At 29.0% G+C, this 16,006-nt stretch carries 12 protein-coding genes; 4 read left to right on the forward strand and 8 right to left on the reverse strand.

Annotated features, from left to right (window positions below; all coding sequences use genetic code 11):
• Positions 1–98: 98 nt before the first annotated feature.
• Positions 99–671, reverse strand: a complete 573-nt coding sequence (locus ABCM86_RS00335) for a DUF5662 family protein (RefSeq protein WP_295733131.1) — start codon at positions 669–671, stop codon at positions 99–101.
• Between the two features lie 528 nt (positions 672–1,199).
• Between ABCM86_RS00335 and ABCM86_RS00340 the strand changes: the two genes are divergently transcribed.
• Positions 1,200–3,869, forward strand: coding sequence for a cation-translocating P-type ATPase (locus tag ABCM86_RS00340; RefSeq protein WP_343003209.1), 2,670 nt, complete (start codon positions 1,200–1,202; stop codon positions 3,867–3,869).
• A gap of 123 nt (positions 3,870–3,992) precedes the next feature.
• Positions 3,993–4,640 carry a hypothetical protein gene (locus ABCM86_RS00345; RefSeq protein WP_343003210.1) on the forward strand — a complete coding sequence of 216 codons (648 nt, stop codon included), beginning with the start codon at positions 3,993–3,995 and terminating at the stop codon, positions 4,638–4,640.
• Between the two features lie 131 nt (positions 4,641–4,771).
• Here the strand turns inward: ABCM86_RS00345 and larA are convergent, their stop codons facing one another.
• Complete coding sequence (gene larA / locus ABCM86_RS00350; RefSeq protein WP_343003211.1) at positions 4,772–6,067, reverse strand: nickel-dependent lactate racemase; 1,296 nt, start codon at positions 6,065–6,067, stop codon at positions 4,772–4,774.
• Between the two features lie 232 nt (positions 6,068–6,299).
• Here larA and ABCM86_RS00355 point away from each other — a divergent pair, with 232 nt between their 5' ends.
• Together ABCM86_RS00355 and ABCM86_RS00360 are read left to right on the forward strand one after the other, a co-directional pair.
• Positions 6,300–6,434: a hypothetical protein gene (locus ABCM86_RS00355; RefSeq protein WP_279325551.1), complete on the forward strand. Its 135-nt coding sequence runs from the start codon at positions 6,300–6,302 to the stop codon at positions 6,432–6,434.
• 323 nt (positions 6,435–6,757) lie between these two features.
• Positions 6,758–8,113 carry an MATE family efflux transporter gene (locus ABCM86_RS00360; RefSeq protein ID WP_295733123.1) on the forward strand — a complete coding sequence of 452 codons (1,356 nt, stop codon included), beginning with the start codon at positions 6,758–6,760 and terminating at the stop codon, positions 8,111–8,113.
• Between the two features lie 72 nt (positions 8,114–8,185).
• Here ABCM86_RS00360 and ABCM86_RS00365 read toward each other — a convergent pair whose 3' ends face one another.
• From ABCM86_RS00365 to ABCM86_RS00390, 6 genes are all read right to left on the reverse strand, one after another.
• Positions 8,186–8,464, reverse strand: coding sequence for a hypothetical protein (locus ABCM86_RS00365; protein WP_295761999.1), 279 nt, complete (start codon positions 8,462–8,464; stop codon positions 8,186–8,188).
• A 33-nt stretch (positions 8,465–8,497) separates the two neighbouring features.
• Complete coding sequence (locus tag ABCM86_RS00370) at positions 8,498–9,295, reverse strand: hypothetical protein (protein ID WP_295675188.1); 798 nt, start codon at positions 9,293–9,295, stop codon at positions 8,498–8,500.
• Positions 9,296–9,310: 15 nt separating this feature from the next.
• Positions 9,311–11,500, reverse strand: a complete 2,190-nt coding sequence (locus ABCM86_RS00375; protein ID WP_295733117.1) for a heavy metal translocating P-type ATPase — start codon at positions 11,498–11,500, stop codon at positions 9,311–9,313.
• Positions 11,501–11,527: 27 nt separating this feature from the next.
• Entirely contained in the window at positions 11,528–11,905 is a 378-nt protein-coding gene (locus ABCM86_RS00380) for a cation transporter (RefSeq protein WP_195929984.1), read from the reverse strand.
• A gap of 33 nt (positions 11,906–11,938) precedes the next feature.
• Entirely contained in the window at positions 11,939–12,499 is a 561-nt protein-coding gene (locus tag ABCM86_RS00385; RefSeq protein ID WP_343003212.1) for an HMA2 domain-containing protein, read from the reverse strand.
• A 184-nt stretch (positions 12,500–12,683) separates the two neighbouring features.
• Positions 12,684–15,917 carry a two-component regulator propeller domain-containing protein gene (locus ABCM86_RS00390; protein WP_343003213.1) on the reverse strand — a complete coding sequence of 1,078 codons (3,234 nt, stop codon included), beginning with the start codon at positions 15,915–15,917 and terminating at the stop codon, positions 12,684–12,686.
• Positions 15,918–16,006 lie beyond the last annotated feature (89 nt).

Here is a 16,006-nt window from a genome sequence, read left to right on the forward strand (position 1 = left end):
CTTTCCTTAAATTCTCTAAAGTATAAAAATATCCTTCCTTTTTTAAACTACAATTACATACATAATTTCCTTGAAATTAAAAAAATTAGCTAAAAAACTTATTTAGCTAATTCCTTATTTTTTATAATATATCCTGTTTTTTTGATATTTTTAATATATTTAAAAGTCTCTTCTTCGCCTTTTTCATCTAACATTACAAGTAAAAATTCTAACTCATCTGATGTCTCTTGATGAATTTGCATTCTACCTTTTGCTCTTAAAAAGTAGTCTAGTGGAGATCTATCTGTATATTTATCTCCCATATATATCTTGCTCGCTGCCACTCTATCACAAAACATCTCTATCAAATAATTCATAGGCATCTTCACTGGTTCTATAGTTCTAGTTTTAGTGTTATAATCCGTCCAGTATTCAAAGTGATGCTTGTTTCTACCTTTGTGATGCATCCATGCATATGAATACCCCTTTGCTTCTCTTTCAGCTTCGTTTGGACTTCTAGTCCCCTGATAATACTTAGCCCCTACTATAAACTCATGAAAACTATATTTAGATAAATCATGCAGACATCCCTGCCATAAAATCCCTGCCTTAAAGCAATGTTTTATTACTTTATGCCTATGTTTAGTAATTGTGTTAAAGTGCTTACATGCGTTTATTATAAAACTGCTCAATAAAAAATCACACCTTTCATTTATTTTATTGTAATAGACAATTATTTATAATTTTCTCTCATATTATTATATTATTTTTTTATATAAATAATTTTACCATTCTTTTTGTATATTTTAAAATAAATTAAGGTTACAGTATTGAAAAAAATATTGCTAATTTCCAATTTATCGATATTTTATATATTAATTTTACAAAAGATATTATTTTTCTTTATTAAATTACATTTTTATTAGATATGCATTACAGCTCACCTAAATGTTACTATAAATTTATTATATTAAATTTTTTTAACAAAAAATCTGTTGTATTTTTTGCCAATTATTAATATAATATAGAAAAATAGAAAATTCCCTTGAAGGGGAGTAGCTTTCACACTGTGATAGTCAATCGTCATTTCGGATTTTATCCCGGTTGACTAGCGAGTACATAAACTTGTTAGCAAGACCTTCAAAGTAGATTTTAAATTTATTAATAATCTACTTGGAGGTCTTTTTTATTTGATAAATTTAATATTAGGAGGAATAAATATGTTTTATCAAAAAGATTCAGTTCAAGTTTTAAATGACTTAGATAGTAATTTGACTGGATTAACACAGGAGGAAGTAACATCGCGATTAAAAAATTATGGTCGTAATGCATTAAAAGAAAAACCAAAAACACCAACTTGGAAGTTATTTTTAGAAAGTTTCAAAGACCCATTAGTTATAATCTTGCTAGTTGCAGCAATGACACAAGTATTTTTAGGAGATACAGTTGAATCACTTATTATATTTGCAGTTTTAGGAATAAACGCAGTATTAGGAGTAGTTCAAACAAAAAAAGCAGATAGTTCACTAGATAGTTTAAAAAAATTATCAGTTCCAGAAGCAAAAGTAATTAGAAATAATGAGAAACTCACTATCTCGTCACAGGAATTAGTTCCTGGTGATATAGTACTTCTTGAGGCTGGGGATTATGTTCCTGCTGATGGTAGAATTATCGAATCTCAAACATTAAAAGTTATTGAAGGAATGCTAACAGGTGAATCAGAACCAGTTTTAAAAAATGCTGATACTATAAATGAAGAAAGTTCACTAGGTGATCAAAAAAATATGGTATTTAGCGGTTCTATGGTTGTCTATGGTAGAGCTACTTATGTAGTTACTTCATGCGGTATGAATACACAAGTTGGTAAAATAGCAAACCTACTTGAAACTGCTGAAAATAAACAGACACCTCTTCAGCAAAAACTAGACGATTTCGGTAAAAAATTAGGAGTCGCAATAGTAATCTTAGCTGCACTTATATTTGCACTAGAAGTTTTTAGAGGCGGCGATTTAATGAATTCGTTTATGTTTGCTATAGCAATTGCAGTTGCTGCAATACCAGAGGCCCTAACTTCTATTGTTACAATAGTTTTGGCATCTGGAACAAATACAATGGCAAAAAGACAATCTATAATTAGAAAATTACCTGCTGTTGAAACTTTAGGTTCAACAAGTGTTATATGCACTGACAAAACAGGTACCCTAACACAAAATAAAATGACAGTAGTTGAAACTTATCTTTATGGACCTGATAGCGATAAGTTCAATGGGTTTGATTATATAAAAGATTATACTAATACAAACTCTAACAATAATAAAAATACATCAGATGGCACTGAAATCGCTGTATGTGCTTGTGCAATACAAGAAAGATATTTAAGTTTATCTTCTATTCTTTGTAACGACTCAGATGTAAACGAAGAAGGAATAGAAATAGGCGACCCTACTGAAGTAGCTCTTATAAATTATGCAGAAAAATACGACGTAGATTATAAATCTATAAGAGAAAACTACACTAGAATATCTGAAATACCATTTGATAGTGATAGAAAACTTATGACTACTGTAAATTTAATAGATGATGAAAATATTATGTTTACAAAAGGTGCACCAGATGTAATATTTAAAAGATGTAAATACGCACTTAAATACGACGAAGTTATAGAAATATCAGACGAAATTTTAGATGAATACAAAAAAATAAATGAAAACTTTTCAAATAGAGCTTTAAGAGTTTTAGCATTTGCTTATAAAAATGTAGCTGATGAATTTAAACCTAGTTTAGATAATGAAAATAACTTAATCTTAATAGGTCTTATGGCTATGATAGATCCACCTCGTGAAGAAGTATTTGATGCAGTAAAAGAAGCAAAATCTTCTGGTATAAAGACAATAATGATAACTGGGGACCATAAAACTACTGCTGCTGCAATAGCTCACGAAATAGGCATAATGGAAAAAGACGACCTAGCTCTTACTGGCCAAGAATTAGATTCTCTTACTGATGAGGAACTTGATAATAAACTTGAAAAAATATCAGTTTATGCTAGAGTTTCTCCAGAAAATAAAATAAGAATAGTCAAAGCATGGCAGAAAAAAGGCAAAGTAACAGCTATGACAGGTGATGGTGTAAATGATGCACCTGCTCTAAAACAGGCTAATATAGGAATTGGAATGGGAAGTGGTACAGAAGTTGCAAAAGATGCATCTGCAATGGTTTTAGTAGATGATAACTTCGCAACTATCGTAAATGCAATTGAAGTTGGTAGAACAGTTTATAATAATATTAAAAAATCAATTACTTATCTTTTCTCAGGAAATTTAGGCGGTATAATAGCAATATTATTCGCTGTGTTTGCTGGATGGGCAAATCCATTCACTACTATACAATTATTATTTATAAACTTGGTAACAGATTCTCTACCTGCAATTGCATTAGGTTTTGAAAAACCCGAAAAAGATACTATGAATAAACCACCTAGAGACCCTAACGAAAGTATTTTATGTAAAGATACATTGAAAGTAGTTCTTACAAGAGGTTCAATAATAGGTATAGTTACAATACTTGCTCAATATATAGGAATGCAGACATCCGATGCTTTAGGTGCAGCTATGGCGTTTATAACAATTACGTTATCTAGAATAATACAAACATTTGCTGCACGTTCTAATAGCGAAACTATTCTTAGTTTGGGAGTTACAAGCAACAAATATGCACTAGGCGCAGTAATTATTTGTCTTGGAATGTTATCACTTACTTTCCTTCCTTTTATGAGAGGAATATTTGCAATACCATTGACATTTGAACTTAAAAACTTAGGTGTGTGTCTAGCTTTAGCAATAACTGCTGTAGGATGTATGGAAAGCAGTAAATTTGTTAAAACAAAATAATAATTAGAATAAATATAATCCTTTAGGAATACAGTTTAAGTGAGAAAGTAATTTATTTTCTCACTTATTTTTTTCTAAAAGATAATTTTGATATATTTATCAAATGAACAGGAGGTAATTTAATTGGCCAACTCTGAAAAAATTAAACATAGAAAAACAGGAATTGTCATAATTATAGCATCAATTTTAGTATTGATTATGCACATGTATATTTTATCAGCATTATTATTTTTACTTGGAATAATCGTTATTTTATCACCTTTTAAAACAGATACGATTGAATTGAACGGAACTTCTACTGATGATGAAGATTGTAAGTATCGAAATTGTAATGATTGTGATGAAATAGACGATGCGTATTGTAATGAAGATAAAAATGACAGTGTCGATAATAAAGACGATATTGATAGTCAGATTGATATTTCTGAAGGTGAAGTCGATATTTTGCCAAGTGCTGAAACGGAAATTGATACGAATGTTGATACTTTGTCAGGTACTGAAACAGAAATTGAACCAGATATCGATAATTTATCAAGCACTGAAATTGAAATTGAGCCTAATGTAGATGCTTTACCGAGTGATGAAACGGAAATTGAAACAGATATCGACACTTTACCAAGTACTGAAACAGAAATTGAGCCGGATGTTGATGTTTTGCCAAGCGATGAAACGGAAATTAAAGCAGATACTGAGGAAAATATAGATGATAATCCAATAGACTCAAGTAAAAAAGATGATTTTGATGATTCTAAAAGCGAAGATGATAAGTAAGATGAGCATTAATTAGATTTTTATATAAGCTTAACTAACGATTTTAATAAACATTTTAATATTATACTAATTTAATCAATCAAATTAGGTCGCACTAAATTGTGCGACCTTTGTTTTTATATAAAATATTTTTATCTATATTTAGGTAGTGTATTAGCACCATGTGGTAATAATGCGACTTTCATGTTGTCGATTGAACCATTATTTAATTCTTTTGCTACTCTCAATGCTTCATCTAAAGTTTTAACAACGTGTATTTTTGTATTCTTAAATTTATCTGCTGGTATTTCAGTCACTAATATCATATTATATCTTTCTGCTGTATCAGAAAAATCAAATCCAACAAATCCACCTATTGAGAAGTCAGCTCTCAATGCTCTTTCTCTATCTTCCATATTTGTAAATTCAACAATTTGATCTTCACAATCTTGATTTCCAAATCCTTCACTACATTCTGATAGTATTATCATTGTTCCGCCATCAGCTATCATACTTTTAGAATTTGAAAGTGTTTTAGAAGTTTGATATAAGTTTATATCTTTTGGGAAACCGCCCGCACTAGCTATAACTAAATCTGCTCTTTCGTCAACATAAATACCGTCTATAGAGTCTACTAATTCAGTTGCTGCTTTGTGAGCTTTTATCCAATCTCCTGCAAATGCTGCTATTATTTGTTGGTCTGAATTTGCAACAACATTTAATAAATATGCTGGTTTTGCCATTGCCGCAGCTTCTTCTAAGTCATCATGGAATGGATTTTCTTTTGATAAATTTCCAGAATAAACATTTTCATTTATACCTTGTCCAAACCCAGGATTTAAGGCATTACAGTGGTTAGTATTTATAGTTTCTTTTCCTGCTATTCCAGGGACTAAGCTCTTTCTTCCTCCACCATAACCTGCTAAAAAGTGATACACTACTCCTCCAGTTAATATAATTTTATCTGCATCAATTGCATATTTATTTAACCATACTGGAGTTTTTCTAGATGTCTCACCCATATAAACTAAATGTTCTTTATCATCACATTGATGGTCTACTATTTTTAAACGTTTAAATAAATCTTCTCCTAATAATTCTTTATGTTCTGCGTCTGTTTGTCTTCTATGAGTACCACAAGCAGATACGATGATTATATCTTCGTCTGCTATACCACATTTATTTAATCTATCAACTAATATTGGTAAATATGTAGGTATAGCTTGCCATTTTCTTGTTATATCAGATATTATTATTGCTACTTTGTCCCCTTTTTTAACTACTGTTGAAATATCTCCTGCTCCAATTGGATTATCTAAAGCATATTCTATATGCTCTTTTACACTTCTCTGTGGCAAATCCACAACATTAGACTCCAACTCGCAGGCAATTTGTGTTTCTGGTATATTTACTTCAAATTCAATATTACTATATTTCATAGTATGCATAAAATAACCCCTCCTTATATGAGTGCCCAATGGCTCCCCCCTTTTTATGTCAACTTAATTTTATCATATATTTACATTTTATTGGGCGTTTTTAAGCGTATTTTATGTATAATTTTTCCATTTTAAATTAAATTGAAATTTAATAAAAACTTCTTAAAAATTGTCAGCATAAATTTATTTAAAATACACACCATAAATTTGAGATTATTCTTATGGAGGTGTAATACATCATATGGCAAAAGACAGTCAACCAGACAATAAAATGGCAAGAATGAAAAAATGTAATTGTCAAACTCCAATTACTAAAGAAAATCAAAATAAAAACAAAAATGCAAAACACAAATCAGTAAAAAACAATGATGTTTAATCTCTAAAGTTTGAGGATATTCTAAAATAAACTTATTATTTATTTTGGAAATATCCTCTTACATTTATCCCCTTATTATTATAGTATTTTTTTCCTTACACATAAATTATATTGACGCACTGTATACAATATATTATTATAATAGCATACAAAATTTTTATACAGAAAAGAGCCATAATAAGTGGCGTATTATATTTTTTATAATCGCTTTAGTACTATTTTGGTTCTGATCACCTTTTGATTGATAAATCAGCCAAATAAGTACAATACTTATTTGGCTTTTTTTGTTACATAAATTATTATAATTTGAAAGGAGAATGTCTATGGAAAAATTAAATTTACTAAAAGATAAAGAAAGCAAAGTATTTTTTCATTATTTAGTCCCAGCAGTTTGTTCAACATTAGTTACATCAGTTTATCTTTTAGTTGATACCCTTATAATAGGTCAAGGCGTTGGTGCTTTAGGGATTTCTGCATTAAATATATTCATGCCTTTCTTTTTATTATTTAACGGAATTGGTTTATTATTTGGAATAGGCAGCGGAATTTTAATATCATCTGAAGATGGAATGGGAAATAAGAAAAAAGCTAACCAATACTTTGCAACTGGATTTGTATCAATATTATCAATAGCAATTATTTTAGGTTTAATATGGAATTATTATTTACAACCTTTATGTGTAATCTTAGGAGCAAACAGCGATACAATAGACTTAGTTTTAGAATATGGTAAATGTATAATGGCATTTGCACCAGTATTTATGATGTCTAATTACTTTGCACCTATTGTGAGAAATATGAAAAACCCTAAACTAGTTATGTGTGCTGTATTAACAGGTTCAGTTCTAAATGTAATTTTAGATTATGTTTTTGTTTTCCCAATGGATATGGGTATGTTTGGGGCAGCTGCTGCAACAGTAATAGGTAGCTTAACTACTCTACTTGTTTTATCTACTCATTTTATTAAAAAACAAAACAGAGTAAAAATAAACAAAGAAACAATATCTTTAAACCTTTTAGCACCAATTTTTAAATGTGGTTTTTCAAGCCTTATAATGGAGGTTGCAAGTGGATTTGTAATATTTATATTTAATATCCAAATCTTAAAATATATTGGAAATAACGGAATTGTAGTGTATGGAATAATATCTAACTGTGTATTAGTAGGTCTTGCATTATTTAACGGTGTGGCTCAAGCAGCTCAACCAATTATCGCAACTAACTTTGGTGCTGGACTAAATACACGTGTGAAAAAAGTATTAAAATACGCTTTAATAACTACAACTATAATAGGTGTTTCACTATTTGCAGTAGTATTTTTATTTACAGGACAAATTATTAAAGTATTTGTGCAAGCAAATTCTGAAATACTATCTGTTGGAATACCAGCATTAAGACTTTATTTAAGTGCTTTTTGCATAATGAATATAAATATATTAATATCTAGCTATTTCCAATCTGTAGGTAAAGAAAAAGTAGCTATATATATTTCTATAATAAGAGGATTCTTATTAAACATAGTGTTAGCATTTTTACTTCCATCTGTACTTCCTTCAACAGTACTTTGGGTAGTAGTTCCAGTAAGTGAATTAATCACTTTAGTTTGTATAACAGTTTATGCTAAAAGAAATACTTCTTTTGAAAATACATCATTAAATAAAGAATTAATATCTGCATAGAAAAAGGGAATGACCCTCTCGTCATTCCCTTTTCTAATTTTATTTTAGCATAATATTTTAGATTATTATTTATTATTCTGCATAAGCTGTTGCTTCCATAGTAGACTCAACATTTACTTCTTTTTCTGCTATTAAATCTTCTATTAATTCTTTTGATTCCATTAACTCTTCTAATGACATATTTGCATAATCTTTGTGGTTAACAGTTTGTACGTTTATACCTTGTTTTTTTAGGAATCCATCTACTTTAGTTTGATTTTTTTTGTATATATAATATCCTACTGCACAAACGCCTACTCCTACTGCTGCTCCTTTTAAATGATCTTTGTTTATTGCATCTAGTACTACCATAATATCTCCTCCTGTGTAGTTAATTTATAATATTTATTTAAGGTTAAAAAACATCCCTTCATTGTTAATGCTTCCTCCGCCTCTATATCCAAAGCCGGAGTTTAAGCTATTTTGTCGTTCGATTATTTCATTTGCAAATAATCGAAATGAATCAAGTTTGTTGTTGTTATTAATATCTTCAGATAAAATTGAGATATCATAACATGGTTTATCTTCACATCTCATTTTTGATTTCTCAATCTTTAAGATAAAAGTTTCATTTGATTTTTTAAGTATATGTCTGCCAAATGTAGTTATCCAAGTTACTAAAGACGCATTTAACATATTGCCTTCTTTTCCAATTGAATTTATTAAATACATTATAGACATCACCTCTGGGTCAATTGTGCCCCTTTGTCTCATTTCTGAATAACCATGTTCTACAATAGCACCTACTGTAGTTCCTGTTGCCAACCATTTCAAGAACTCTTGAACCTGTCCTGTTGGACTTACATATTTTACTATTTTTGCCCCTAATATTAATATTATAGAATAATACGATAAAAGTGGCATATCTGTTTTGTTATTATTAGATATAAATTTTATTTTAGAAAATCCATATATCTCTGATAGTATTGTTGCTATTTTAAATATTACATTTTCCACGCTTATTTTTTTTGAATTAAACTCAACAAGCAGTGTTTTTATATAAGGGTTGTATCTTACTAATTTTATCCCTTCTTTTTTTGTAAAGAATTGATTTAATTTAATTTCATCTATAATAGAATGCGATAATTTTACCCTTATTCTTCCCTCAATCATATGTTCAACTAATATTACTGGATAGTTCAATTTAAAGTAACACCTCTATCTCTTATTTTCAATTTTTGAAAATAGTAATCTAATTGAATTTGAAACTACAAATATTGTACTAGAGTTGTGAAGTACAGCTCCCCAAAATACTGGTAAAACACCAGCCGCACTAAACACAAGTCCTAAAGTATTTATTCCTATAACCAATCCAAAGTTTTCTTTTACTACTTTCATTGTCTTTTTAGATAAATTCATAACTGCTGGAAGTGCCATAGGGTCATCTGTTTGTATTACTACATCAGATGTTTCGATTGCAGCATCTGTGCAACCTCCTCCTAATGATACTCCTACATCAGCATATGCAAGTGCTGGAGCGTCATTTATTCCATCTCCAACCATTATTACCTTAGAATTTTTAGATTGTAATTTAAGTATTGTTTTTGCTTTATCTTCTGGAAGTAATTCAGCTTCATATCCATCGACACCGACTTTGCTCGCTACTATACTAGCTTGATCTTCTATATCACCAGTAAGTAGAAGAATTTCATCGACACCTTGATATCTTATATTGTTAAGAGATTTTTTCATATTTTCTCTCATTTTATCTTGAATTCCAATTACCCCTAATAATTTTTCATTTTGTGCTACATAAACTATACTTTGACCTTTTTTCTTTAAATTAAAGGCTTCATCTTCTAAAGTTATATCTATGTTATTTTCTTTTAAGAAAGTTTTATTACCTACTCTAATTATGTCTTCATCTATATTTGTTTCAACACCTTTTGCTATATGAGTAATTACTTCTCCATGCTTTGGTATTTTTATACCTTCACTTTTAGCTTTAGATAGTATTGCACTAGCCATAGGATGTGATGATGTTTCCTCTGCTGCTGATGCAATTTCAATCAATTCTCTCGAAGTTATATCTTGTGCTGTTACTATATCTAAAACTTCTGGTTTACCTTCAGTTAATGTACCTGTTTTATCTAGTATTAAAGTATCGGCTTCTGCTAATGCTTCTATATAGTTTCCACCTTTAATTAATATACCATTTTTAACTGCATTGTTTATTGTTGCTGAAAATGCAGTCGCTGTCGATAATTTTATACCACATGAATAATCTATTACCATCATATTTAGCGCCCTAGTTGGACTCTTAGTTGCTAGGTAAGTTGCCCCTGCTAAGAAGAAGTTAAATGGTATTAAGTAGTTTGAGAATTTATCAGCATAATCTTGTACTTTTGCTTTATTACATGCTGCATCTTCTACTAAGTTTATAATTCTTGAAACTACAGTATCATCTCCAGCTCTTTCTGTATTTATAACGATATTTCCGTTTTTAACTAATGTTCCTGAATAAACTTCACTTCCAATTTTCTTTATATGTGGAACATATTCACCAGTTACAGCTGACTCATCTACTATAGCTTCTCCACTTATTATTTTTCCATCGACGCATATTTTTTCACCAGTATGTACTACTATTTTGTCTCCTACTTTAGCATCTTCAACTGATATACGTTTAACTGCGCCATTTTCATCTTGTTTCCAAACAAATTCTTCATTTAAATCTATCATATGTTTAATCGAATCTCTTGTTTTTTTCATTGTATAACTTGTCATAAATTCAGCTATATCTGATAATAAAATTATTGTAAGTGCTGAAGTTGAGTTTCCAAGTAATATACTCGCAACTATAGATGAAATTGTAAGTGTATCTGCATTTGGGCGTTTGTGTTTAATCATCCCTCCTATCCCATCTTTAAATAGAGATTTAGTTAAATACAATGCTCCAAGCGAGCAAGGATTAAAAAATCTCTTATAAACAGGGAATATTTCTGCATAATTTGTTTTCTTTATTACTGAATAAGTAATTAAACCTGCATTTAATACAAGTCTCTTACCTATATCATTTACATCTTCTTCTCTTTCTCTTTCAATTATATTTGAAGCCTCTCGTTCTCTATGTTGTTTGTATGCATATAGATAGTATTTATTTAATATATCTGATATTAAATTTTTTAAGTCAGCTTCATCAATTCTATCTTTATCAAAAATTATAAGTATATTACTTGTTATATTATTTATTGTTACTTTTTTTATAAATCCTAAATCCATTATATCTTGTAAGATTTCTTCATTAAATTCTTTAAGATATCCAATAGCCTTACAATTTAAACGAATTCTCCCCGGCAATGAATGGACTATATTTAGCTCAAATAAGTCCTTTTTTTGTCCAAACACTTGCTATCACCCCATTTTTATTATTTATTATATTGTTTTTATTGCTTCATTTAATTTCTGCTCTAAAGTATCTATCACAAATTCAATATTGTCTTGTCCGTTTTCTTCAATCAACTTGAAGTCACCTAGAACTATATCTATTACTTTATTTATCCATTTTATAATTTTTTCTTCGTAAGTCTTTTTCGTATCATAATTTATAACTACGCTTCCAGTTATATAATTAAACTCTACGTCTGTTATACCCTCTAGCATTTTTAATCCCTGTACTACATATTTATCATATTCTTTTGCCTCTTGTGGTATTTTAGATGCATTACTTACTTTAAGTCTCAATCTCCCCGGTATTGAATGTACTACTTTAAATTTTATAAAATGTTTAATTATGTGATTTTTTATATTCATTTTATTAGCGCTTCCTTTCTCAGCTGATTAATATTATCTTGTGATAAGCGAGTATAACCACCATAAGCATGTAAGCCCAGCAGGTCTAAGGCCTGGTCTAGTTTTAATATCATACACTGCATATACACAAAGAAGTAGCATTACTGATGATTTTAAATCTAATACGCCACTAGTCTTTTCATATATTGTATGACTTAAACTCTCTACTATATTTGCACTTTCTCTTGTTATTAAAGATTTGTTTTCATTATGAGCTTCATCTTCTAATCCTAATACCTTTAGTATTATTCCTATAATAAGCATTGGCTGGATTGTTTCTTCATTATATTTTATAATTACTGTTCCAATACAAGGATTCACAGATATATCTATTATCCCCGGTATCTGTGAAAAAGTGTTTAATAATGCTTGCTCTCCATGCTGATTTCCCTTTAATACCTTACATTGTATTCTTATTCTTCCTTTTATAGAATGTTTTACTTCTAGTATATCTTTGAAATTTGGTAGCTGTGGTTTATATTGATCCTTTTCTTGCTCAGATGTCAGTAAAAAACCCGATGCCAAAATCAACGCTGTTATTAAATTTCTGTTCATAGCAACCTCCTGTTGAAATAGCCGTTTCAATTATTTTACCATATTTTACCTCAAAATGCGACATTATATATTTCTATACAATCCTTACTCGTATACAAGAATAGCCCATATTCGATACGATAATTGTTGTTTTCGTATACAAATATAGGCTATTTATATATATTTCTTTACAAAATATATCTATTTATATAATGATATTTTCATCTATGCTATCATCAACTGGTAATATAATTGTAAATTTAGTTCCTTTATTTACTTCACTTTCAACATATATTTCTCCATTGTGCATATCGATTATATGTTTTGTTATAGTAAGACCTAGACCACTTCCACCTTTTACTTCAGTGTGCTCGTCTACTATTTGATTAAATCTATCAAATATTGCTGCATGATATTTTTCTTCTATTCCGATTCCAGTATCTTCAACTATTATTTTTACTTTGTCTCCTAAATCAAGAATATCTACTTTTATATCTCCACCTACTGGAGTAAATTTAGCTGCATTGCTCAGTAAGTTTATAATACAACGCTCTATTTCATTTCTATCGCATTTTATGATTTTTTCTTCTGTATTAGTATCTATAATTAAATTTAATCCCATTGATTCTATTGCATCTTTAAGACTAAGTGCTGATTCTTCAACTATATATACTATATCTTCTTCTTGAATATTTATTTTATATTTTCCATTTTCAATTTTAGTAGTATCTATTATGTTGTTAATTAAGTTTAGTAATCTCTTAATATTTTTATTCATAACAACCATATACTCATCTATCTTTTCTCTTGATATTCCTTTTGGCGATTTATTTAAATTAGTTATCAATTGTTCTACTGAACTTATCACATTTAATGGTGTTCTAAGCTCATGAGATAAATTTATAAAGTAATTATTTTTATTTCTCTCTACCTCTATAATTTTATCAAATAGCTGTTTGTTCGTTTCCATCTCATTGCTAAGTGCTTCTGTTCTAACAGCTACTAAATTATCTAATCTTTTAACTTTTGTACTATTGTAGCAGACTAGCATTATTATCATTACAATATAAGATATTATTGCACCTTTACTTTTCCAAAGTGGTGGTTTTATAGTAAATGTAACTTTATACTCTTCTCCCATTACACCTTTTTGGTTTCTCGCTTTTATTTTAAAAGTGTATTTTCCTGGGTCCAGCTTATTAAATAAAACTTGGTTATTACTTGTAGATGTCCATTCATCCATAACACCTTCTAATTTATAATAAAATTTTAAGTTGTTATTTCTGTATTGTGGTATAAAATAAGATATTTTTAAATCATTTTGATCATATTTAAATTGTAAATTATCTATATTTTTATATTTTTCTCCATCTACCATAAAACTCTCAAATGTGATTGTTGGTTCGTAATATGAGAACATGGCTTCTTCGTCTGCTGGGTTAAAAATATTTAAACCTTTTATCCCACCAAATATAAACTCACCGTCTTTCGTCTTATACTCTGATTTATCATTGAATTCATTGCTTTGTAATCCTTCAGCCGTACTTAAATTTCTAAATTCATTAGTTTTTAAATCCAACTTTGAAATTCCTTTATTTGTACTTGCCCATGGATTACCATCTTCATCAATTAACACTCCATAAACAGTATTGTTACTAAGACCATCTTCATCAGTATATTTTATAGACGTTCCATTAGATTTATAAAATTTAACTAGACCATCACTTGTTCCAATCCATAATATATTGTTATTGCCCTCGGCTATACATTTTATTGTATTTATTTCTTCCTTAGTTTCATGGTCAAATAGTTTAAATACTTTTATCTTGTCTTGATTTACATCTATTTTTATCATAGAACCAGCTGTATAAGTTCCAAGCCAATATACTCCATCTTTATCTTCAAAAATTTCTTGTATATGAGCGTCACCGACTTTTTCTTTAATAGTCTTGTTAAGAGTATCTATCATTTTATCAACTGTTACTATCTTCTCAGTTTTTATATCTAAAATACTTATACCATCTTGAGTACCTATCCATAAATACCCTCGACTATCGATTAACAAGGATTCTATCCTATCACTTGTCAGCCCATTATTCATGGTGTATTTTTTGACTTCCATTGTCTTTCTATTTATCTGGTTTAGTCCATAATCTGTTCCAACCCATACAGTATCTCCACTACCTTGGATAACACGTATCAAGTTGCTTGTTATATCATAAGTCCCTTCTCCTGCCGAAATCTTAATATATTTATTGTTTTCTCTATCCATAATATTAAGACCTTTATCTCTTGTACCTACCCATATTAGGCCATCTTCATCTTCATATACACCTTGTATTACATTTGAGCTTAAAGAATTTTTATTTAATGGATCGCTTTTATATTGAATTATTTTATTATTTGGATTAAATATACTAATTCCTGTATATGTTCCTACCCATATTAATCCTGTACTATCTTGCATCAGTGAATATACATTGTCATCTAATAAACTATTAGAGTCGTAATTATTATGATATGTATAAAACTTATTATCACCTAAGTATTTACAAAGACCTGAATCCGTACCTATCCATATCATCCCATTTTCATCTTGTATTATTGATTTTGTGGTGTTAGAAGGTATTGTTGTATCGTCATTTGCATCATGGTAGTACCTAATGACCTTATGTGTTTCACCATTTTTAACAAGTATTTTTATTAATCCGTTGTTATTGGTCGAGACCCATAGATTGTTTTCATCATCAATTAAAATAGAATTTATTCTGTCGTCTTTTAATGTTTCGACATTCTCATGAGAAATATATTGGGTGATTTTCATAGTTCCTCTATCCATTTTAATTAAACTTTTGTCAGTTCCTATCCATATATTATGAAAATTATCTTCTTCAATGTCCATTACATCTTCCTTGCTGAATACATCTTCTTCGCTTAAAGATACTTTGAACTTGTCGAATTCTCTATCATACATATATACATTATCTTGTGTTATTACTAAAACCGTTCCTCTTTTTGTTAATAAAATACTTCTTACTTTAAAAAAAGTATTTCCATCTTCATCATGCTCATAGTTTGTAATTTCTTCTGTTTCTAAATTTATTTTACTTATCCCCTTATTTGTTCCAACCCAAAGATTTTTTTCATTATCCTCTTGAATACTTAGAATATAGTTATTAATTATTGTATTTTTTTTATCTTTATCTGCTTTATATACCTTCATCTCAAACCCATTGTATCTATTTAAACCTTCGTTAGTACCTATCCATATATACCCATTACTATCTTGGTATATAGTTTGGGCATTCGATTGTGATAGTCCATTTTCTATAGTTATATGTTTAAAATTTATATGTTCTTGTGCTTCAGATATATTAGTTAGAGTAATTATAAAAAATACCGATACTAAAACTGCTAAAATACCATTTTTAAAATTCATAGCTTCACCCTCTATTATAGTAAATATTTGCTAAATAATATTTTATAAAATATTATTTAAAAGTTCAATCATTTAATCGTATATATTTG

The organism is Clostridium sp. 2218st1_F5_2218SCRN_220325 (genome assembly GCF_039062665.1).
GTDB lineage: Bacteria > Bacillota > Clostridia > Peptostreptococcales > Peptostreptococcaceae > Intestinibacter.